Source organism: Rhodococcus sp. MT28 (assembly GCF_058792695.1).
Genome location: NZ_JBXAFD010000029.1, coordinates 1 through 19,463, shown reverse-complemented (window position 1 = coordinate 19,463; position 19,463 = coordinate 1). Strand labels below are relative to the sequence as shown.

The following is a 19,463-nucleotide window of genomic DNA, read 5'->3' as shown; positions in this document are numbered from 1 at the left end:
TACGCGGGGAGAAACCATGGCCACAAAATGCGCCATAAATGGCCGCCAGTGGGGAGCTTACGATGGCCGTCGACATCCGGAAGACCGGTTGGACGAACATCTTGCGCGAGCACGCCAAGACCATGACGAATGCCCACACGGCGACTCTGCGCCCGAGTCGTGGATCGAACCACATGCCGAGCTTGCCGTAGTCGATCTGTGCTTCGCTGCCCGGTTCGACGTCACCGCGCGGGACAGTAACTTTCTCTTCGAGTCTCTGCTCCGCGAATGTTGTTGCAATGTAACGACGTACCGTTGATTCGGACACGTCGACGTGCTGATCGTCGCGCAAACGCTGAGCGATGGTGGCGACGGTGACCGGGACATCGAGTTGCGCGGTGATCCAATCACGGTGTGGTGCGATCTGATCCCACGTCACCGCGCGAGCAGCAGGGTCCGACAGTGCGAGAAACCACGAGTCGATGCGCTCGCGCCAGAGTTGCTCGTCGAACGGTTCATCCGGTGCCGGTTCGATGCCGTCGCGGACCGCGGGTTGGAGGTACTTGCGGATGGTCTTGCGGTCGATTCCCAGCGCCTGGTGAATCTCCACTTGGGATCGGCCGGCGTTCCAGTGGCGGAACATCTCGATCAGATCGTTCACGGTGAATGACTTCCTTGCCACCTCAGGCCCCTTCCACGAGCCCATGGCAGGACCCATGTCAGGAGCGAACCTGAGCAACACCCGAACCCCGCACCGACACGCCCCAGGCTGGGGAATTACGTGACAGCGGGTGAGGAATTACGTGACGGACAACCCCTCACACCTGAGGAATTACGTGACCGCTGACACTCGATCACGTCGCGCAGCTCGCCGACAACCCCATGCAGCTAACTATCCTCCTGTTTCTGATCAACAAGAAGGGCGACGCGGTCCCCGTCTCAAGAACGCCCCTGTACACCGACTACATGGGGACGCTGCTGGACCGCGAAGTAAACCGCAAACAGATAGCACGAGAACAAGTACGTCAAGTACAGGAGGTTACTGCCTTCCTTGGTTGGCACATGCACGCTGGCGTCGAAACACTACCCACCTCGGGCAGAATGACCCAGCACGACATAGAGACAACCTTGTTGTTGTACATGCGTGCAACCGACGGTGCTAGTGATCAGATCGAAACTCTGTTCAAAGCCGCGTCAGATCGATTCTGGGCTCTCACAAGCAAAGTAGACGGAACTTTCGAGTTCGCGGTCCAGCCGGTACGCGAGTACTTCGCTGCACAATTTCTTGCGGAGTGGGCCGGCAGAGACCGCAGAGAACCGCTACTAAAACAGGACGTACTTCGCCGCCTCATCGAGCGACCGTACTGGCTAAATACTGCCAGGTTCTACGCTGGATTCGCGTCTCCGAACGAGCTAGCCAGTCTCCGTTACGGGTTGGAAGACGCGATCAACGGCAACAGGCATCCGTTGCAGGAACGCTCTGCAACCTGGACTTTACTCAATGACGGAATATTCGCTCACAACCCACCGGTTCAACGCGACGTCGTCCGCCTGGTCACAGACGACCTGACCATACGGCTAGTTGCTGACCATCAGACAAGCGCCGCCAATTTTCCTCGGCTATCACGAGCCTCAGGTGGCAACGACATGATCGCGACGCTGAAGCGTGACATCGAAAATGATCCCGGAAGTGAATTGGCAGGCGCACGAATCAAAGTCCTTCGCGATCGCGCTGGCTTGGGGCAGGCAGACTTCCTACCCTGGTGGTCAACACACCTGCAGAACGAAATCGGCCGGCCCACAGAACCGGACTGGCTTTCGTTGGGCGGACTGTTCGGCATTCCCCGCCTACCGGACGAGGACTCACAACGACTCACCCTCGATACACCTCGGCAGTGCCAAAGTGCCCTACGTGCGGGCGCCTCACCAGCGCCGAACACAGACGCCGACCGAAAGCTTATTCGAGCCGTTCTGGACGGATGGTGTAACGACATTCCAACGTCGAGCACAAGCGAAGCCGGAGCTCTCCTACGAGCCATCAGACCCCAGTGGTTTCACCAGCTTTCGGATAGCTCGCGAGACGGGCCCTGCTTCCCCAATGAGCACCACTGGTTGGCAACTGCCGACCGGTCCTCACGATCTGCGCCCTGGTCTCAACTCGTGGAGATCAACTCAAAGTATGCGAGGCTACGAAAAGCGGGGAACCCCAGAGGCCAGGGACAAAAAGGAACGACCGAACCCTGGCAGAACCCAGCCCGCGAACTTGCGCGAGTACACGGCCCCTGCTGGCTTGCAGCGGAGATCGCAATCTCCGGGGCCACCGCACCAGACACCATTCCCTCAGGTTCGCAGGATCGAGACAGCGACCCACTTGGTCCGGCCACCGATTACGGCCGGCTCGTCATGACCATCCATGGCGGCGCCAGTTTGGAATGGTGGCGTGACTCATACATCGCGTATGAAGACACACTCTCGCGTCGCACGTGGGTACTTGCCCTGATCGCCACAGCTACGCCCAACGTCGTCATTGACCAGATTCGACACATCGATGAGTGCCTTACAGCGCTAACAGACCCTGAGTTCGACGCGACCGCAGCAAGCTCCAGTCGAATAGCGGCCACACGAACGCACCGGCGCCTAGGAGCCGACGTGTTGCAATCGAGCACAGCTCAATCTCCACGAACCCAGTTGCTCATCAGCCATTTCGCTTCAAACCCCGATGGGCTTGACTCTCTCGCAGTCTTAACTGACGACGCCCTTCTAACGCTGTCGAGCAACTCAGCCGCGGCTTGGCCAATCATACGAGCAGTCACCAGCAGACTGATCGACGCGCCAACGCGACCGTTGCAAGACGCTCTCGCCAAGTTCGGTTCGTACTCACGAGTTGAGCTTCCCCAAAGCACGGCAATACTGGGCACAGATCTGATACGAGAAATCTTGCGGGACCCTGCGCGATACCCGGGGGCATGGGTTACCGCGGCGGAACGTGCACACTCGCTGTCTGATGACGAACCGTCGCTGGAAGCTGCGGCATTGGAAAAAACTTGGATACCAAAGGTCCCAAGACTTTAAGGCTGCGGATTCAGTCGCCGTCGGTGATCGTGTACGACTTGCTGCGCCGAGCCTGTTGGCTGTTCGAATGACTCCGACGCAGCGCATGTATACCGTTTGAATGACAGGCGGCCGAGCTCGTTCACGCCTCCTCAAACCCGGCCGACGGCACTCAGAGAGACGGTGGGACAGGGAGAACGGTGATGCCGGTGTCGCGTTGCAGCGCGTCGATCAGGTCTGGTCGTTCGGTGAGAGTGTCGGTCGTGGTCACCGTATAGCTCTGCGGATCCTCGCCCGTGGATGTGTGAGCGCCGGCGGTGCCGAAGAGGGCCAGGCAGGCATGGGTATGTGCGAGGTCGTGCCGCGCCCAGTACCGGATCCCGGCGTAGCCTGCACCATGAAGGGCGGATGCCCACAGCTGTGTCAGCTGGTAGTTCCCGGTGGCGAATATCTCTGCGGTGACGCCGAATTGCGCGGCAGCGTTCGATGTCAGGTCAGCAAGCAGACGCGTGTCGACTATCTCCAACCGGCTGACTGCGCGTGCGGTGAGTTCGCTGCTCGGAACGACCCGCATCCCTCCCCACGTTTCGAGGAGGGTGATCTGTTCGGACTCGGCGGTGTAGCAGGTGCCATTCTCGTCGGCGAGGTCGAAGCGTCCGTGTCCACCGTTCGCGAACCACAGCGGCCCGCGAGTTGCACTGTGGCAGCGAAACACCTCCGTGCCGGCCTGGACTGTGAAGGCGGGGAAGCGGTCACGGAGATGATCCGGTGGGGGAGGGGCGAGGAGATGCAGTGCGGTACGCGGAGCGCTCACGCGGCGAGCTGCGCGGTCGCCGCGCGAGCAAGATCAGCCACCGATGGACCGTCACCGTCGAGCAGCGCCTGTCGCGGGGTGCGGCCGCCGAGTTCGGGTTGCTCGGTCATCAGCCACGACGCAGCCATCCACCCACCCGCGTCAGCGCTCGTCCACACCCGCAGGACGTCTTTGAGTCCGAGGATCGGCCGGGCAGGGGTGTTGTCGTCGAACCCGGCGACGGAGTACCCCACCGACCCGTCGGCGGCGGCCAGTCGCAGTACCCGATGATCACGGACTGCTTGGCTCAGCGCTTGTTTCGTCCACCCGGTCACGTCCAAGACCTGCTTGTGGGTAAGGATCGCGCCGATATGGTTCTCCCAGGCGCGACGAGCCTTCAGACCGGACAGCACGCTGCGGATCCCGTTCTCGACATACGCGACATCACTCGGATTCAGTTCGGTCTGATCGAGCCCGCTCGCGGCGAGCTCAGCGGCGACGAGATCTTGCAGCGGTGTACTCATGCCAACCACAATACGCAGGTCAATCAGGTCAAGTCCAGTAGGTCAACCTTCGATGTGCGCAGCTGCAACTTCTACAGAACGATGTCAGTGTTGGAGGCCAGTTCGGTCCACCGCTGCTGTTCGAGGCGTGCTGCCGGCTGCAGCGCATACCGATCCGCAGCGACGAGTTGGTCCATCGACAGCTCGGTGGCTGCGGCGATGTCTTCGACGGGTACCTGGAAGGTTCGATAGGGGCCGAGTGGGGGAGTAGCGATGTCAACACGGGCCGGCCGTTCGAGGATCGGGCCCAGCGACGGTGTCTGATCGAGGACGTACGCGGTCGCCGCGATCTCGGAATCTTGTTCCCAGGCAGCGATTTTGAAGAACCGGCGAGGGATCGCCACACCTCGGTACACCGGATCGTCGGCTGTGAAGATGCAGCCGGAGAACACCGACAGTCGTTGCTCGTACTGGCGGGCGTGTTCGAGCACGTAGTCCTCGAGGCCGAGCCACAAGGTTTTCGACTGGTTCAGAGTCGCGGTCTGGGGTGCGCACACGGTGTAGTGGAAGGTGTCGGCGTTGGCCTGGTCGGCAACCGCCGGGGTGCCCCAGACCGGGTCGCGGCGACGAACCAGATGACCGCGGTCGAGATCGTTGCTGGCATACAGCTCCGGTCCGGCCTGCTGCGCGGCCGGGAGCCGTGGATCGAGTCGCCAGTCGTCACCGCGTTCGACTTCACGCAGCTCGGATCCGTCGATGTTCACCGCCGTGGATGCGGCGAGACGCCGCTCAGGGTCGATCGCGACCGTGAAGTGTGTGTACGGCAGCACGACCAGCCCGGACCGCGTGGGCGCTTCGAGTTCGGCCGTGGACAGGAACGCGGGGTCATAGCCGGCGGCAGGTGAAGTCACCGAATCAGTGAACCGCTTGATCGTGACGGGAACGTGAACACACCCTGCTCTCAGGGTCCATTCCGTACCCTCGGATGGCGGCGCCCGTTCCCGGGCGCGTGCAAACGAGATGGAGGAGGCATATCCATGGCTGGAATCGCTGACAAGCTCGACAAGGCATACGAAGACAAGCCGCTCACCGAACTCGTCGACGCACCCGTCGAAGCACTCCAGGGTGTGAGCCCCGGCGACGCCGAGCATCTCAAGGCCGCGTTCAACATCAAGACCATTGGCGACCTCGGACGCAACAAGTACTTCCTGTGGGCGCAGTCCATCGCCAAGCTCGCCGAATAGCTTTCCAGCATCGCTGCCGACCGAGGGCCACGGGACCGTATGGGTCCTGTGGCTCTCGTCGTCGAACAACACACGGTGACTGTCGCCTTGCCGCTGGGTTCGCCGTAGACGACTAGTAGAGCCTGCCAGCGCCCGGCCATGAGGATCACACGACACCCGCGTCGCCGACCCTGAGTTGTCGGCTCCGACCGGTACCGTCCCACAAGTGACAGCGAAGCAGGCCAGCCCGGTGAGTGGGTACCGCTACCAGTGGGCACTGTTCGCCGACTGGTGCGCCGCCGCCGACACCTCGCCGCTCCCTGCCTCGCCGATCGCCCTGGCGGAGTTCCTCGATGAGAACCCTGCCGGCGAGGCGGTGCAGCTGCGTCGGGTGTCCGCGATCAACCGCGCGCATTTCGACGCCGGCCACCCAGCACCCGGTCGGGCGACCTCATTGCGCCTTGCGCTGGATTCCGCACGCCGCGACAGAGTAACTCGACGCGCCGCGCACTACCAGGCTATTGCTGCCGGACTGCCGATCTCCGGATCGACGGCGGCACTGTTCGGGCGACGCGACGCCGCACTCCTTCTCCTAGCAGGAGCGGGTTTGTCCTACAACGCGATTGCCGAACTCGACCGGCGCGACATCACCGCCGACGGCGGAAGTCTGCGGATCGGTGGCCGCCATCGAATCCGGACCGACCCCAACGAGGTCACTGGCTTTCAGCCGGTCGTGGTCTGGGAGCGCTGGAGCACAGTCCTGCAGTTCTCCGACCGTTACCCCTCCACCACGCTGCTCGTACAACATCTGCAGCGCAACACGTTTCCCGACATGACCGGGCTATCGGACCGCGGCGGTCCGGTGGCGGTGCCGATCGACCGGTGGGGCCACCTACCGTTTCCCGCTGCCCCGATGAGTGCCGCCGAGATCGGATCGGTGATTGCCGGACACCGCGTCGGGCTTTCGCCGCGGCACACTCCGCGGCGTAGTACCAGCAGACCACCCGCGGACGTCGAACAGGTCGACGTCATCCGTCCCGAGCCCACACCGGTCGAGCTCGATTCTGGTTACTACCGCTCGGGTGTTGATGCGCGGCGCCGCGCGCACACTGTCCTGGCGGAGGTGCCGGGCATGGTCGAGGAGGTCGAGGATCGTATCGAAGCACTCTTGCAGCGCACCCTCGATCTGCTCGGCGACGAAACGAGACCCTGAAGGATCCGCCAGCAGTCATCGACGAACCGTCAAGGACTATTGAACGGCGTCGGACCTGACATAAAACCGGCTTATCGGCGGTGTCGTGTCAGGATGTCTTGACGGTGCGGTAACGGTGCTTTCCCCGCTACTGCGTTCGCGTTATGTCAGCGCTCGTACTTTCCCAGGAACTCCTCTACCGGGAGTTGTCTGAAATTGTCGAGCCTGTTGCCGATGGTGTCGTGGTCCCAGTCCCACCAGCGGAGCGCTTGTAGCCTGTCCGCGATGTCTGCGGGTTGCCGGAGACGCACGACCCGAGCAGGAACACCGGCGACAATGGCGTACGGCGGTACGTCCTTCGTCACCACGGCGCCCGACGCGACAACTGCACCATCGCCGACGGTGACCTCGGGCTTGATCTGGGCGGCGTGACCGATCCAAGTGTCGTGGCCGATGATGGTGCGACGTGCCGCGCGCTCGTCGAAGAATGTCGAATCATCCTGAGCGTCAGCCCAATACTTCTCGCTGCGATAGAGAAAGTGGTGCAGGCTCGCACGGTCGAGCGGATGGTCGGTGGCTCCGACGCGTACCGCGCTGGCGATGTTGGAGAACTTGCCCACCGTCGTGTTGGCGATGTCGCACAGTCGGTCGCAGTAGCTGTAGTCGCCGACGGTGCTGTTGAGAAGCCTGGTGCCGGAACCGATGTCGGTGTACCGTCCGAGTTCCGAATCGGTCAGTTCGACGTCCGCGCCTATCGTGGGATTCGGTTCGTGTGCCGTCATCGTGGTGCCATCAATTCTGTGCGTGCTGTTTCGATTATGTGCATCAATCGGTCTCGGCCTTCCGAGATGCTGCCGCTGTTGTCGATTTCGTAGTCGGGAGCCAGGTGGGCGGAGGGGTCGGGTCGAGCCATCCGCAGGGCGATCTGCTCGTCGGTTTCACGACGTCGGCCTTCCAGACGCGCTGCCCGAACCGAGTTCGACGCGGTGACCCGAACGAGTAGAACGCGTTCGTATCTGGTCCGTAGGGCGTCGATCGCGTTACGTGAGACGTTGGCGACGACGACACCACCTCCACGAATAGCGTGGTCCGAGATGGCCGGTAGCCCGTAGGACAGGCCGTGCGCCTGCCATTCGACAGCGAATTCGCCGCGCTCGGAACACGATAGGAACTGCTCGAGAGTCAGTGATGCGTAGTCCTCGCCGGGCCCGGCAGGGCGGGTGATGACGCGGCGTGGGAAGTAGGCGAGATCGGGTCCGCTGTCGCGGACAGCGTCGATGAGTGTGTCCTTGCCTACCCCGCTTGCGCCGGTCACTGCGATGAAGGCTCCCGGTCCGATGGGGCGGGTCACGATACTCGTTCTCCGCCCCGGAATACCCGTCGCACAACGGGAATCGCGCGATCGGAACGGTGCGACCCGAATGCGGGCATTCGATGTGTGTGCAATTGAACCAAATCCGCGCGTTTTCCGACCGCGATGGCGCCGCGATCGTCGAGTCCGACCGCCGCCGCCGGGTTGGTACTGACCAACTTGATCCCGTCGACGAGTGGGTAGATGCCGTCGGCGTCGAGTTGAACGATTGCTTGGAGCAGGCTGGCCGGAACGTAGTCGCTCGAAAGAATGTCGAGCAGCCCGTCTCGAAGCAGGTCGACGGCTGCCACATTGCCCGACTGGCTACCACCCCGGACTATGTTCGGTGCACCCATCACGATGCGCTGACCGTGTTCGCGAGCAGCCCGAGCCGCGACATGTGTGGTGGGAAACTCGGAGATCCCGACGCCGAACGATTCCGATTCCAGGACGTGCTCGACGGTCGCGTCGTCATGTGCAGCCAGCGTGATGCCGCGCGCGGTCGCCAATTCCGAGATGGCTTTACGGTTCGGTATCGAGTGCTGTGCCGCGATTTCGGCGAGGTCGGACATCAACTTCTCGACGCCGTCGGACGAGACGCGGCCCTTGCCGACCATGTAGCGACGGAAGGCCTCGATGTCGGCATACTGACGCTGACCTGGTGTGTGATCCATCAACGAGGCCAGACGCACCGTCGGGAGGGCGTCGAACTCCAGGAACTCGGAAACGGTGGCAGGAGCGGCTACTTCGCAACGGAGGTGGATCAGATGCTCGGCGCGGGTGAGTCCGGCCGTGTTCGCGTGTTCAACTGCGTCAGCGAGAACTCGGGCCATTTCGGTGGCCGAGTCGCCCGCGTCCTGCACGCCGATGCGAATGGCGTCGAACACTGTCGTCACACCTGCTGCGCTGATCTGCGCGTCGTGAGCGAGGACAGCGGGAACGGGGTCCCAGTGAGTTCCGGGCCGAGGGCGTGCGTGTGTCTCGAGATGGTCGGTGTGCAACTCGACCAGGCCTGGTAGCAGCACGTCTCCGCCGAGGTCGTCACCCCGTCTCGTGTTCGTCGTCGAGATGTCGGCGATCGTCCCGTCGCGGAGAAGAACGCTGCCGAGCAGGATGTCGTCGTCGAGGACGATGTGGGCATTGGTCAGGACGGTCTCGCGACTCATCGTCTTCCTTCGGTGTCGTGCGCCGTGGGCGGTCGAAGCGGGTGGACCGAGTGCAGCCGGAACGGTGCCCCGGGCTCGGATTCGGTGAACAGCGCGAGAGATTCGATCGCTATCGCGGCCTTCATGCAGTCGGCGAACCAGCTCGTCAGCGTCCGGTCGACGTGGTCCCTGTGATGCTCGGGAATGCGGTCGGTCACGGTCAGGTGGAACGTGAACTCGTCGAGAACGTAAGGGTAGCCCCACTTCTTGAGCATGGACCGTTGTGCGGCAGTGAGCTTTTCGAGATTTCGACGCTTCAAGTCGGCATCCGTCGGGGCGGCGCGGTAGGCATCGAACTGGGTCACGACGTCCGCGGCGAGGCGGTCGAGCACCGGCGTGGGTTCACCTGCGACGAGTGCGAAGAAGCCGCCGAGAACGGTGAGCGTCAGGTGCGGGATCTCGACAGCGTCGTGCGATCCGGCGAACGATGCCAGTTCCGCGTCGAGGTCGTCGAGCCGCGCGCCTATGTCGAGGCGAAACGGCGCCTTGAGGGTGCCGTGGAACCCATATCGACGCGCGTCGACGGTGATGTCGTCGACGTCGGCGCGTGACCACCCGTTGGGCAACGAGGCAGGCGGCGTGCTGCCGTCGACAGCCCTGCCGAGCCAGGACTCCGCTCGTGCACGAAGAGTCGCGGCAACTTCATCTTGGGAACCGCCGGTGCCGGGAACCGCGTAGATCGCGACGCGTCCGGTGCTGGGATCGAACGCGTCGTTCACGGGAGAGCGCGTCATCGCGACGCGACCAGGGGAGTGAAGTCCTCCACGGGAATGACGCGGTCGGCCACCGCTTCACGGACCTCGGTGTCGTGGAAGATGCCGAGCATCGCTGTCCCCGCTTCGAGCTTTTCCGCGATCAGTTCGACGACGACACGCCGGTTCGTCGCATCGAGGGAGGCGGTGGGTTCGTCGAGCAACAGCATCGGCAGGTCCGCGATGAAGCCGCGAGCGATATTGACACGTTGCTGTTCACCACCGGAGAAGGTGGCGGGCGGCAGCGTCCACAACCGATCCGGGATGGCAAGTCGCGAAAGCAGTTCGGCCGCTCGTTCTTTCGCTTGATCGATTGCTACACCGCGTTCCACCAAGGGCTCCGCGACGACCTCGAGCGCGGGTACTCGGGGAACGCACCGCAGGAACTGGCTCACGTAACCCATGGTGCCCCGACGCGCAGCGAGAATCGCGCGGGGTGCGGCTGCCACGATGTCGAGCTCGCCGCGGTCGGTGCGCAGGACGATACTGCCGCCGTCCGCGGCGTAGTTACCGTAGACCATTTTGAGAATCGAACTCTTGCCTGCGCCGGAGGACCCGCCGAGAACGACGCATTCACCGGCGTCGACGTCGAAGGTGAGTCCTCGCAAGACGGGCAACTCCTGCCCGCCCTGGAGGTGCATGGTGAACGTCTTGTCGAGGTTGTGTACCGAAAGTACCGAGGTGCTGGTGGGCATGGTCATCCTTGGAGAATCGAGGAGACGAGAAGTTGCGTGTAGGGGGCCTGTGGGTCGTCGAGAACACGGTCCGTCAGACCGGATTCGATGACGCGGCCGTCCTTCATGACGAGCGTCCGATGGGAGATCAGCCGGGCGACCGCGAGATCGTGCGTCACGATGATGATCGCGAGCCCGAGATCGCTGACCAGCGACCTGATGAGGTCGAGCAGACGCGCTTGGACAGACACGTCGAGGCCGCTGGTCGGCTCGTCCATGAACACCAGGCGCGGCGAGACGACGAGGTTGCGGGCGATCTGGAGGCGCTGGCGCATTCCTCCGGAGAACGACGACGGTGGGTCGTCGATGCGGTCACGGTGAATCTCGACGCGCTCGAGCCAGTCGGCAGCTTCGGCTCGAATACGACCGTAGTGACGCCAGCCGTTCGCCATCAGCGGTTCGCCGACGTTGCCGCCCGCGCTGACGTGCATGCGCAGGCCGTCGGCCGCGTTCTGATGGACGAACCCCCACTCGCTGCGCCACAGTCGTCGAATGGCACTTTCGCTGAGCTGCGACAGGTCGGCGGTGTCGCCGTCGGCGAGGCGGTAACGGATGGACCCCTCGCTGATGTCGAGCCGTTGCGACAGCGTGCCGAGCAGGGTCGACTTGCCGGAGCCGGATTCGCCGACGATGGCCAGAACCTCACCCGGCCACAAGTCGAAGTCGACGTCGCGGCAACCGTATCGGTCCCCGTACAGATGTCCGAGGCCACGAACCTCGAGAAGCGGTGAGATGTCGGTCATGATGTGGTGACTCCCTGGTCGGCGCGTGCGAGCGTGCGCTCGCAGTGGTCGCTGTCCGAGCAGGCGAACATGGCGCCGCCCGCGTCGTCGGTGATGATCTGGTCGAGGTACACCCCGGTCGATCCGCAGAGCGCGCACGGGTCGTCGAACTTCTGCGGCTCGAACGGGAAGTCCTCGAAACCGAGGCTTTCGACGTCGGTGTGCGGGGGGATCGCGTAGATGCGCTTCTCGCGTCCGGCGCCGTAGAGGTGCAGAGCCGAGCTCTGGTGCAGCTTCGGATTGTCGAAGCTCGGTGTGGGGGAGGGCGCCATCAAATACCGACCGTTGACCAGGACCGGGTAGTCGTAGGTCTTGGCGATGTGGCCGTATTTCGCGATGTCCTCGTAAAGCTTGACGTACATCAGGCCGTACTCGTCGAGCGCGTGCATCCGTCGGGTCTCGGTCTCGCGCGGTTCGAGGAACCGCAGCGGCTCCGGAATCGGCACCTGGTAGACCATGATCTGACCTTCGGTCAAAGGCTGTTCCGGAATTCGGTGCCGGGTCTGAATGATCGACGCGTCGGCTGTGTGGGTGGTGGTCTCGGCGCCGGTCACTTTGTGGAAGAACGAACGGATGGACACGGCGTTGGTGGTGTCGTCGGCGCCTTGGTCGATGACCTTCAGCACGTCGTCGGAGCCGATGATGGCGGCAGTGAGCTGCACGCCTCCCGTTCCCCAGCCCCTCGGCAACGGTACTTCGCGTGAGGCGAACGGCACCTGGAAGCCGGGGATGGCGACGGCCTTGAGCAACGCGCGTCGGATCATCCGTTTGGTCTGCTCGTCCAGATAGCCGATGTTGTAGTGGATGTCGGGCGAACTCACTGGTGTGTCTCTTTCGATTGTTCGGCCTTGCCGGCGTGATCGCGGCGCAGTTGCTTGATGAGATGCAGTTCTGCTTGGAAGTCGACGTAGTGCGGCAGTTTGAGATGTTCGACGAATCCCGCAGCCTGGACGTTGTCGCTGTGGCTGAGAACGAATTCCTCGTCCTGGGCGGGCGCCACGACGCGTTCGGCGAATTCGCCTGCGCGAAGTGCCCTGTCCACCAGGGACATTGCCATCGCCTTACGCTCGCCGCGTCCGAACACCAATCCGTATCCGCGAGTGAATTGCGCTGGGGTGTCGGCATTTCCGGTGAACTGATTGACCATCTGACATTCGGTGACGTCGATCCGGCCCAGAGGCACCGGAAAGTCCAGTTCCGGGGCGTCGAACTCTATGTCGACTTCCCCGACCCGCATCTCGCCGGCGAACGGATGCGTGTTGCCGAAACCTCGCTGCGTCGAGTAGCCGAGCGCGAGCAGGAAACCTTCGTCACCTCGGGCGAGTCCCTGCAGCCGTTCCGCCCGGCTCATCGGGAACACCGTCGGCTCACGGGTGAGGTCCGCCGGTTCGGGGTCGGTCGAATCGGCGGCGCAATCGGGTTCGAGCAACGCTTCCGCGCCGAGAAGATCGGTGATGCGAGGCATTGCAGCCGGTTCGTCGTCGTGGACCGGCACGGGCCCCTCGGCGGGTGGCTCGGCGAAGAGGCGGTGGGTGTAGTCGAACGTCGCGCCGAGCTGCTGCCCGCCGGGAACATCTTTGAAAGTGGCCGAGATTCGGCGCTGTGGCTCGAGTTTCGCGGTGTCGATCGGTTCGGTGTATCCGAAGCGCGGGAGGGTGGTGCGGTAGGAGCGAAGTAGGGTTACGGCCTCGACGACGTCGCCGTGAGCTTGCCGAATCGCGCGAGCAGCGAGCTGAGGGTCGTAGAGGGAGCCCTCGGTCATCACCCGTGAGACCAGGACCGGCAGCTGGTCGGCGATCGCCGTGGGCTCGATACGCGGGCTCGCGTCGTCGCCCCGTCCTTCCTTCGCCAGGAGGGCGTGCGCATTGGCGATCGACTTCTCGCCGCCTTTGACTGCTACGTACATCAGGCCTCCTGCTTCTGGGATGCGGCGCGCAGCCGGGTGGTGCGCGGGAGTGCGACGACGGAATACTCATCGACGGCGAGTAAGTCGACTCCGCGGGGGAACGCCGCAGCGTTCTGCTGCCACAGATCGATGAAAGAAGCTGGCGCCCAATGGGCGTCGAACTCGATGGTGCCGTCGATGCCCGGCCCCTCGGCGACGAAGTGTCCGCCGGTCGACGACGACCGAGCATCGACGACGACGGTCGCCGATCGGTGCGGCGCCTCGTCCGTACCCATTTCCAATTCTTCGAGTGCGGGGATCGTCTGCGGTGACGCGATCACGAACTCGGCGTCGCACACCTCTGTCACCTGTCGCACGCCGGTGTGGAACGTCAGATACGACGGAATCTCGGGATCGGCTGCCAACGACGGGTGGAGCCAGACGGAGCTGTCGGCGTCGAGCAGCGTGAGAGCGATGTCCGCGAGGCCGGTCCCGAGCGCATCCGGAGCCTGCGCCGAGCCGGGCAACGGGAACACGCGGCCGGGATGTGACAGCGCGTCCAGCACAGCACGGAAGACCGCCTGGGCGTCGCGAACCGGTTCCGCGTGACCGGGCTTCGGCGCTGCCGACAGCGAATCGAGGTGCGTGGTCATGAGTGCTCCCGTGCGACGGTGAAGAAATCGACTTTCGTGCTTCGGCTGTCTGCCCGACGCTCGGTGTCGCGGGCCAGTTGGCTCTCCTCCAAAGGGGACACGACGTCGTCGAGGACGTGGGGACGTAAATCCGGGTCCGCCAGGAGGCCGTCGAACGCTGCGGCGTACCAGGCGTGGTTCAGATCGATGCCGAGAACGTATGCGCTGCCCACTGTCTCGTGTCCCAACGGCTGACCGGTCAGGCGCAAGGTGGCCCGAGTGGTGGTCGCCTCACCGAGGTTGAAGCGGTCGCCGCCGGCGCCCGTTCGTGCGCGGACCATGACCAGACCGGCCTCGGGTCCGCGGATGGCCTCCACGTTCGGCTTCGGTTCCCACGAGTCCCAGGCGTCGGACAGTTGACGCGTCGAGGCCTGAGCAAGAACGCGCATCCATCGCCTCCGAGATTCCACGGTTTCCTTCTCCGTTGTCACACCTTCTCCAAGTTGTCTAGGTTTCTGTACGACTGAGAGTAGGCAACCGCTGGCAAGTTGTCTATATTTGTAGACGAATAATGAATGGAGTCCAGGTGAACGGTTGTCGCATCGTCGTCGGATACGAGAGGAAGTAGGGTTGATGGCCATGGTTGTCTCGACGCGTTCCACTAGCGGTTACTCCGCATGGCGTCTCATTGCCGACGAGCTGAGGGGGGATATCGCCGGGGGGATGTATCCGCCCGAGTCGAAACTGCCCACCGAAACCGACCTTGCCGGGCGCTTCGGGGTGCACCGCAACACCGTTCGGCAAGCAGTCGCCGCTCTGTCGGCCGACGGCCTGGTGATCTCGCGACAGGGGAGCGGCACTTTCGTTGCCCCGCATGCGCTCCTGGTGCACCGAATCGGTCTGCGTACACGACTTAGTCACAGTCTCGGCGATCGCAGGGCCGCCGTCAGCCGTGTTCTTCGCGCCGCGACGGTGCAGACCCCACCGAAAGAGGTGGCAGACCGCCTGCGTCTGGATGGGGCCGCGTTGCGTGTGGAGATTCTGAGTCTCGTGGACGACGTCCCGGTTGCGCGGGCGACCAGTTGGTTCGACGCGTCGCGTGTCCCTGAGTTGGACCGCCGTCTGACGGAACTGGGCTCGATCACGATAGCGTTGGCAGCGGTGGGAATCGACGACTACGTGCGCGCCTGGAGTGCGGTGAGCGCGCGCGTCGCAACGTCGGCGGAAGCGGAGGATCTACAGGTGGCGACGGGTTCGGTGGTACTCGTCGTCCGTTCGGTCGACGCGCTCGTGGATGGTACGCCGTTGCAGTACGGTGTGACGCAGTTCAGGGCGGACCGGGTGGAGCTCGATGTGCAGCACGACGAGTTCGATGAGGAAAGTTCCACCTGACCGACGCGAGCCGGAAACAACTTCATTTATTCATTTCGGTGTGTTCATTTATTCATTTCGGTGTGGAATTTCGTTCACGGGCGATGCTTAGTGTCGTCGGCATGTCACAGAACATGACTCTTCGAGTACTCACCCTGAACATCTGGTTGGACCCGCGCGATCGCGCGGAGCGCGACGCCATTCTCCTCGACGGACTGCGGGACGTCGACGCGGACATCGTCTTCCTGGGAGAGGTGGTACGCACCCCGGAACGCGACATCTACCAGCCCGTCGCCGACAGCTCGCCGCTGCATTGGCATCACGCGTCGGATCATCGCGAAATCGGTTGGCCTGCTTGGGGTACCGCAGTCGGCACGCGGTGGGAGCCCAAGAGTCTCGAAGTTCACGCACTGCCCGCAGCCGAGGGCCCTCACGTGTGGGAGGCAATTGTGCCGCTGCCCATCGGCGTGGACATGCTGTTCCTCGGTCCTCGGCCCAGCTGGAAGTTCACCGACGAGGCGGCCCGCGTCGAGCAGGCACTGTTCGTCACCGAACTCGAGGAGCGTCGCAGGCAGGCTGCTCCCACCATCATCGCCGGAGACTTCGACGCAGCTCCCGATCAGGATTGCATGCGCTTCTACACCGGCAAGTCCGCGATCAACGGGCGAAGCGCGGCATTCCGCGACACGTTCGCGATCGCAGGCGACGGCACCCCGGGATACACGTGGACCACGAACAACCCGTGGGTCGCACGCAGCGTCGTCGACGCCCAGGGAATCGTGCCGAACTACTTGATTCAGGAACCGCACCACCGCCGCATCGACTATGTGCTCGCCGGTTCGACCGAGAACCACCTCGACGTGCAGAGTGTGATCAAGAGCAGCCGTGTCGTGTTCGACGAGTTCCCCACGCCGAGCGACCATTACGGCATTCTCGCCGAGATCGAGCTGACCGTTCTGGACAAGTAGTCCTCGGTCGGTTCGGCCCGGAAAACCATTGCGCTCCTGAAACGACTGTGCCCCTACCGGATCGGTTGGGGCACAGTCGTTTCGAGATCACATACGATGGGCGTCCTCGGCGGCGGCCGTGAGGGAGGCCCCTCGCAGTGTGCGTTCGGCGTCCTCTGCGGATACCGCCGAGTGCAGCGCGTCGAGTACCGCCAGGTGGATGAAGCGACTCATCATCGCCTCGATCTGATGGCGTGCCCCTCCCGACCCGGCAACGAGAGCCACGTTGGCCACACCGACCAGTGGCGAGCGAAAGTAACTGGTCACCGCGACGATGGTGGCGCCGGCATCGCGGGCCGCTTCGGCGACAGTGATGGTCTCGCGGGTGCGTCCCGAGTGGCTGATGGCAAGACAAACGTCTCGATCGGTCAACCCCGATGCGGAGACATGTTGAGAGATCGTGTCCATCGAGTGTTCGACCGCCAGCCCGGCGCTGCGGAACCGCAGCGACGTGTCCATCGCGATCGGTGCCGATGAACCGGTGGCGGCCAGGACGATTCGCCTCGCGGAGTGCAAGGCCTCCACAGCACGTTGGAAGTCCTCGCGGTCCACGCTCGACTCCGCGACGGCGATAGCTCGAGACGTCGACTGGAACACCGACGCCAGGATCGAGCCCGGGCCGTCGTCGAGATCGCCGTCACGGCTATCGGACAGCGTCGGAATCTCCGAGGCCAACTGCAGCTTGAAATCGCCGAACCCTCTAAGGCCGAGGTCTTTACAGAACCGCACGACGCTGCCGACGGAGCTGCGAGACACTCCGGCTAGATCGCTGACCGTCATCTGCACCACCCCGGCAGGGTTGGATAACACGACACCGGCGATCGCTGCCTGCGCCGGCGACATCGAGGGGATGAGCGCTCTGATGCGGGGGATGAGTGTGCCGTGATCCTGACTCACAAGTGCAGCCTGGGTCGTATCCGCGGACATTGCTCCATCCAAGCATTGGACTTTCTCTAGCGCCACCGACGCCCGGCCCTTTCGAATCGGTGATAGCCCACTCATGCCTCGGCCGCGACGAGAGTGGACTGGGTCCGGGGTGCCGATGGGGCAGGCTCCGCCTGGTCCACCGCGATCCACGGATTAGCGTCCAGCAGCGCTCGGGTGTAGGTGTGTTGAGGACGCTCGAAGATCGTTTCGGTCGGGCCTTTCTCGACGATATGACCGTCCTTCAGGACGACGACCCGATCCGACAGGTGGCGGATGACTGCGAGATCGTGGGAGACGATCACCAGTCCGAGGGGGCGTTCGGTGGTCAAGGTGAGCAGCAGGTTGACGATCCCGGCCTGCACCGACAGGTCCAGCGCCGAGGTCGGCTCGTCGGCGATCAGAATCGACGGGTCCGCGGCCAGTGCTCGCGCGATGGACACACGCTGGCATTGACCACCGCTGAGTCCCCTGGGCCGGCGATGCACGAGGTCGCCGGACAGTCCCACCGCCGCCAGCAGCTCGACGGCCCGTGCGGTGGCGTCGCGCTTGGACAGGCCCTGGACGACGCGGCATGCCTCCTCGACGGTGCTGAGCGCACTTCGAGTCGGGGTCAGCGACGAGAACGGGTCCTGCAGCACGAGCTGGACTTCGTGACGTTCGGGTTGGCGACTGCCGAACGCGCGCCACGGCTTTCCGTCGATCGTCACGCTGGGAGAGGGCAGAATGCCGGCGAGTAGTCGTGCAAGTGTCGATTTGCCGCTACCGGATTCGCCGACGATGCCCACACGCTCGCCTGCTCGAACCCGAATCGATATGTCGTGAAGTATCTTTCGATCCGCGTAGGCGAAATCCAGCTTGTCCGCTTCGACCGTGGACACGACACCGCTCGGCCGAGCGCGTCCGGGGACACGCACGGGTGCACTGTCCGCCACGATTTTCTCGCCGGACTGATGCACGGGAAGGAAGTGCCCGGGCGCCGTCCGCTCCGGTAATGCCGCGACGAGCATGCGCGTGTACGGATGCTGCGGGTCGTCCAAGATCCTGCTGGTGGGACCGGATTCGACCATGCGGCCGTCGTGCATCACGACCACCCGATCGGTCGACGACGCGATCGCGTTGATGTCGTGCGAGATGATGACCAGGCCGAGACCCTGCGACCGGCGATGCTCGGCCAGCAGGTCGAGCACGCTGGCCCGCACCGAGGCGTCGAGCGCGGTAGTCGGCTCGTCGGCGAGCAGAAGGCGTGGCCGGGGTGCGAGCGCCAACGCGATCATGACCCGCTGGCGCATGCCGCCGGACAACTCGTACGGGCGTGCGGCGAGCAATTCTCTCGTCGGCGTCAACCGCACGGCCAGCAGAGCACGTTCGACGTCGTCTGCCGACACTGTCTCGGAACGGTTCAGGCCGAGTGCTTCTCGGACTTGGCTGCCGATCGGTTGCAGAGGGTCGAGGCTGGACATGCTCGCCTGCGGAACCAACGAGATCATCCCCGGCTGTGCGCGTAGTCGGGCGCGCAGAGACGTGTGCGTCACGTCCACGCCATCGACCGTGATCGTGCCCGAAGTGACCTCGCCGCCCACAGCGGGGAGCAGGCCGGTGATCGCCCGCAGTGTCATCGTCTTACCCGAGCCTGTTTCGCCGATGATGCCGAGCGACTCGCCCGGCTCCACCGACAACGACACGTCGTGCAGTACCTGGGACCGACCGATCGTGACATCCAGTTCGGTCACCTGAAGTAGAGAAGTCATCCTTCAGTTCCTTCCTTGAGCTGAATCCGCGATCAAGGCGAAGCCGACACCGAGCACCAGTACGGCGATTCCCGGGATGGTCGGTCCCCACCAGGCAATCGGAAGCAGCGCAATGCTTTCGGCCATCATCTGACCGAGTTCGGGTGTCGGTGGTGCCACGCCGACACCGAGGAACGCCATCGAGCCGACGAGGGCCGTGGTCGCGACGGCTTGTGTCGCGGCGTAGGACAGGTTGGTGCCCACCAGAGATGGTGTCAATGGCCACGAAGTTCTCCCCGTAGGCGGCCAGTAGTTCTCCCCGCTGGTGGCCACGGGTTCTCCCCGGTGG

At 63.7% G+C, this 19,463-nt stretch carries 19 protein-coding genes and 2 pseudogenes; 4 read left to right on the top strand and 17 right to left on the bottom strand.

What is annotated here, in order from left to right; genetic code table 11:
• The 4 genes and pseudogenes from AC1Q6C_RS32415 to AC1Q6C_RS32400 all read right to left on the bottom strand — a co-directional run.
• A pseudogene (locus AC1Q6C_RS32415) lies at nt 1-640 on the bottom strand (IS21 family transposase); the annotation flags it as partial.
• Nucleotides 641-3,202: 2,562 nt separating this feature from the next.
• Nucleotides 3,203-3,844, bottom strand: coding sequence for an RES family NAD+ phosphorylase (locus tag AC1Q6C_RS32410; protein ID WP_492667079.1), 642 nt, complete (start codon nt 3,842-3,844; stop codon nt 3,203-3,205).
• On the bottom strand, nt 3,841-4,347 hold the full coding sequence (locus AC1Q6C_RS32405; RefSeq protein WP_492667078.1) for a hypothetical protein: 507 nt from the start codon (nt 4,345-4,347) through the stop codon (nt 3,841-3,843). Before AC1Q6C_RS32405 ends, AC1Q6C_RS32410 begins: the two co-directional genes overlap by 4 nt.
• Nucleotides 4,348-4,418: 71 nt before the next feature.
• Nucleotides 4,419-5,237 (bottom strand): DNA/RNA non-specific endonuclease, encoded by an 819-nt coding sequence (locus AC1Q6C_RS32400; protein WP_492667077.1) that lies wholly within the window; start codon nt 5,235-5,237, stop codon nt 4,419-4,421.
• A gap of 126 nt (nt 5,238-5,363) precedes the next feature.
• Here AC1Q6C_RS32400 and AC1Q6C_RS32395 point away from each other — a divergent pair, with 126 nt between their 5' ends.
• Both AC1Q6C_RS32395 and AC1Q6C_RS32390 read left to right on the top strand, forming a co-directional pair.
• A complete protein-coding gene (locus AC1Q6C_RS32395; protein ID WP_008720325.1) occupies nt 5,364-5,570 on the top strand; it encodes a hypothetical protein in 207 nt (68 codons plus the stop codon).
• 205 nt (nt 5,571-5,775) lie between these two features.
• A complete protein-coding gene (locus AC1Q6C_RS32390; RefSeq protein ID WP_492667076.1) occupies nt 5,776-6,762 on the top strand; it encodes a hypothetical protein in 987 nt (328 codons plus the stop codon).
• A 146-nt stretch (nt 6,763-6,908) separates the two neighbouring features.
• On the opposite strand, the gene AC1Q6C_RS32385 is transcribed toward AC1Q6C_RS32390, so the two are convergent.
• From AC1Q6C_RS32385 to phnG, 10 genes are read right to left on the bottom strand one after another with little or no spacing between them, the layout of a single operon-like run.
• Nucleotides 6,909-7,523, bottom strand: coding sequence for an LbetaH domain-containing protein (locus AC1Q6C_RS32385; protein ID WP_492667075.1), 615 nt, complete (start codon nt 7,521-7,523; stop codon nt 6,909-6,911).
• Nucleotides 7,520-8,092 carry a phosphonate metabolism protein/1,5-bisphosphokinase (PRPP-forming) PhnN gene (phnN, locus tag AC1Q6C_RS32380; protein ID WP_492667074.1) on the bottom strand — a complete coding sequence of 191 codons (573 nt, stop codon included), beginning with the start codon at nt 8,090-8,092 and terminating at the stop codon, nt 7,520-7,522. The genes AC1Q6C_RS32385 and phnN overlap by 4 nt, the downstream gene beginning before the upstream one ends.
• Nucleotides 8,089-9,258 carry an alpha-D-ribose 1-methylphosphonate 5-triphosphate diphosphatase gene (locus AC1Q6C_RS32375; protein ID WP_492667073.1) on the bottom strand — a complete coding sequence of 390 codons (1,170 nt, stop codon included), beginning with the start codon at nt 9,256-9,258 and terminating at the stop codon, nt 8,089-8,091. The genes phnN and AC1Q6C_RS32375 overlap by 4 nt, the downstream gene beginning before the upstream one ends.
• Nucleotides 9,255-10,031: a DUF1045 domain-containing protein gene (locus tag AC1Q6C_RS32370; RefSeq protein ID WP_492667072.1), complete on the bottom strand. Its 777-nt coding sequence runs from the start codon at nt 10,029-10,031 to the stop codon at nt 9,255-9,257. The genes AC1Q6C_RS32375 and AC1Q6C_RS32370 overlap by 4 nt, the downstream gene beginning before the upstream one ends.
• On the bottom strand, nt 10,028-10,744 hold the full coding sequence (phnL, locus tag AC1Q6C_RS32365; protein ID WP_492667071.1) for a phosphonate C-P lyase system protein PhnL: 717 nt from the start codon (nt 10,742-10,744) through the stop codon (nt 10,028-10,030). Before phnL ends, AC1Q6C_RS32370 begins: the two co-directional genes overlap by 4 nt.
• Nucleotides 10,745-10,746: 2 nt before the next feature.
• Complete coding sequence (gene phnK / locus AC1Q6C_RS32360; protein ID WP_492667070.1) at nt 10,747-11,526, bottom strand: phosphonate C-P lyase system protein PhnK; 780 nt, start codon at nt 11,524-11,526, stop codon at nt 10,747-10,749.
• Nucleotides 11,523-12,386: an alpha-D-ribose 1-methylphosphonate 5-phosphate C-P-lyase PhnJ gene (locus tag AC1Q6C_RS32355; protein ID WP_492667069.1), complete on the bottom strand. Its 864-nt coding sequence runs from the start codon at nt 12,384-12,386 to the stop codon at nt 11,523-11,525. The genes phnK and AC1Q6C_RS32355 overlap by 4 nt, the downstream gene beginning before the upstream one ends.
• On the bottom strand, nt 12,383-13,471 hold the full coding sequence (locus AC1Q6C_RS32350; protein WP_492667068.1) for a carbon-phosphorus lyase complex subunit: 1,089 nt from the start codon (nt 13,469-13,471) through the stop codon (nt 12,383-12,385). The genes AC1Q6C_RS32355 and AC1Q6C_RS32350 overlap by 4 nt, the downstream gene beginning before the upstream one ends.
• The gene (gene phnH, locus AC1Q6C_RS32345; RefSeq protein WP_492667067.1) at nt 13,471-14,103 is read right to left on the bottom strand and encodes a phosphonate C-P lyase system protein PhnH; all 633 of its coding nucleotides are present in this window, start codon (nt 14,101-14,103) and stop codon (nt 13,471-13,473) included. Before phnH ends, AC1Q6C_RS32350 begins: the two co-directional genes overlap by 1 nt.
• Complete coding sequence (phnG, locus tag AC1Q6C_RS32340; protein WP_492667066.1) at nt 14,100-14,573, bottom strand: phosphonate C-P lyase system protein PhnG; 474 nt, start codon at nt 14,571-14,573, stop codon at nt 14,100-14,102. The genes phnH and phnG overlap by 4 nt, the downstream gene beginning before the upstream one ends.
• A 148-nt stretch (nt 14,574-14,721) precedes the next feature.
• Between phnG and phnF the strand changes: the two genes are divergently transcribed.
• Both phnF and AC1Q6C_RS32330 read left to right on the top strand, forming a co-directional pair.
• Nucleotides 14,722-15,474, top strand: a complete 753-nt coding sequence (gene phnF, locus AC1Q6C_RS32335; RefSeq protein WP_492667065.1) for a phosphonate metabolism transcriptional regulator PhnF — start codon at nt 14,722-14,724, stop codon at nt 15,472-15,474.
• A 101-nt stretch (nt 15,475-15,575) separates the two neighbouring features.
• Nucleotides 15,576-16,421 carry an endonuclease/exonuclease/phosphatase family protein gene (locus AC1Q6C_RS32330; protein WP_492667064.1) on the top strand — a complete coding sequence of 282 codons (846 nt, stop codon included), beginning with the start codon at nt 15,576-15,578 and terminating at the stop codon, nt 16,419-16,421.
• An 87-nt stretch (nt 16,422-16,508) separates the two neighbouring features.
• Here the strand turns inward: AC1Q6C_RS32330 and AC1Q6C_RS32325 are convergent, their stop codons facing one another.
• The 3 genes and pseudogenes from AC1Q6C_RS32325 to AC1Q6C_RS32315 form a co-directional block, all read right to left on the bottom strand.
• Nucleotides 16,509-17,387, bottom strand: a complete 879-nt coding sequence (locus AC1Q6C_RS32325; RefSeq protein WP_492667063.1) for a MurR/RpiR family transcriptional regulator — start codon at nt 17,385-17,387, stop codon at nt 16,509-16,511.
• Nucleotides 17,388-17,458: 71 nt separating this feature from the next.
• Nucleotides 17,459-19,135 carry an ATP-binding cassette domain-containing protein gene (locus AC1Q6C_RS32320; RefSeq protein ID WP_492667062.1) on the bottom strand — a complete coding sequence of 559 codons (1,677 nt, stop codon included), beginning with the start codon at nt 19,133-19,135 and terminating at the stop codon, nt 17,459-17,461.
• Between the two features lie 3 nt (nt 19,136-19,138).
• A pseudogene (locus AC1Q6C_RS32315) lies at nt 19,139-19,463 on the bottom strand (hypothetical protein); the annotation flags it as partial.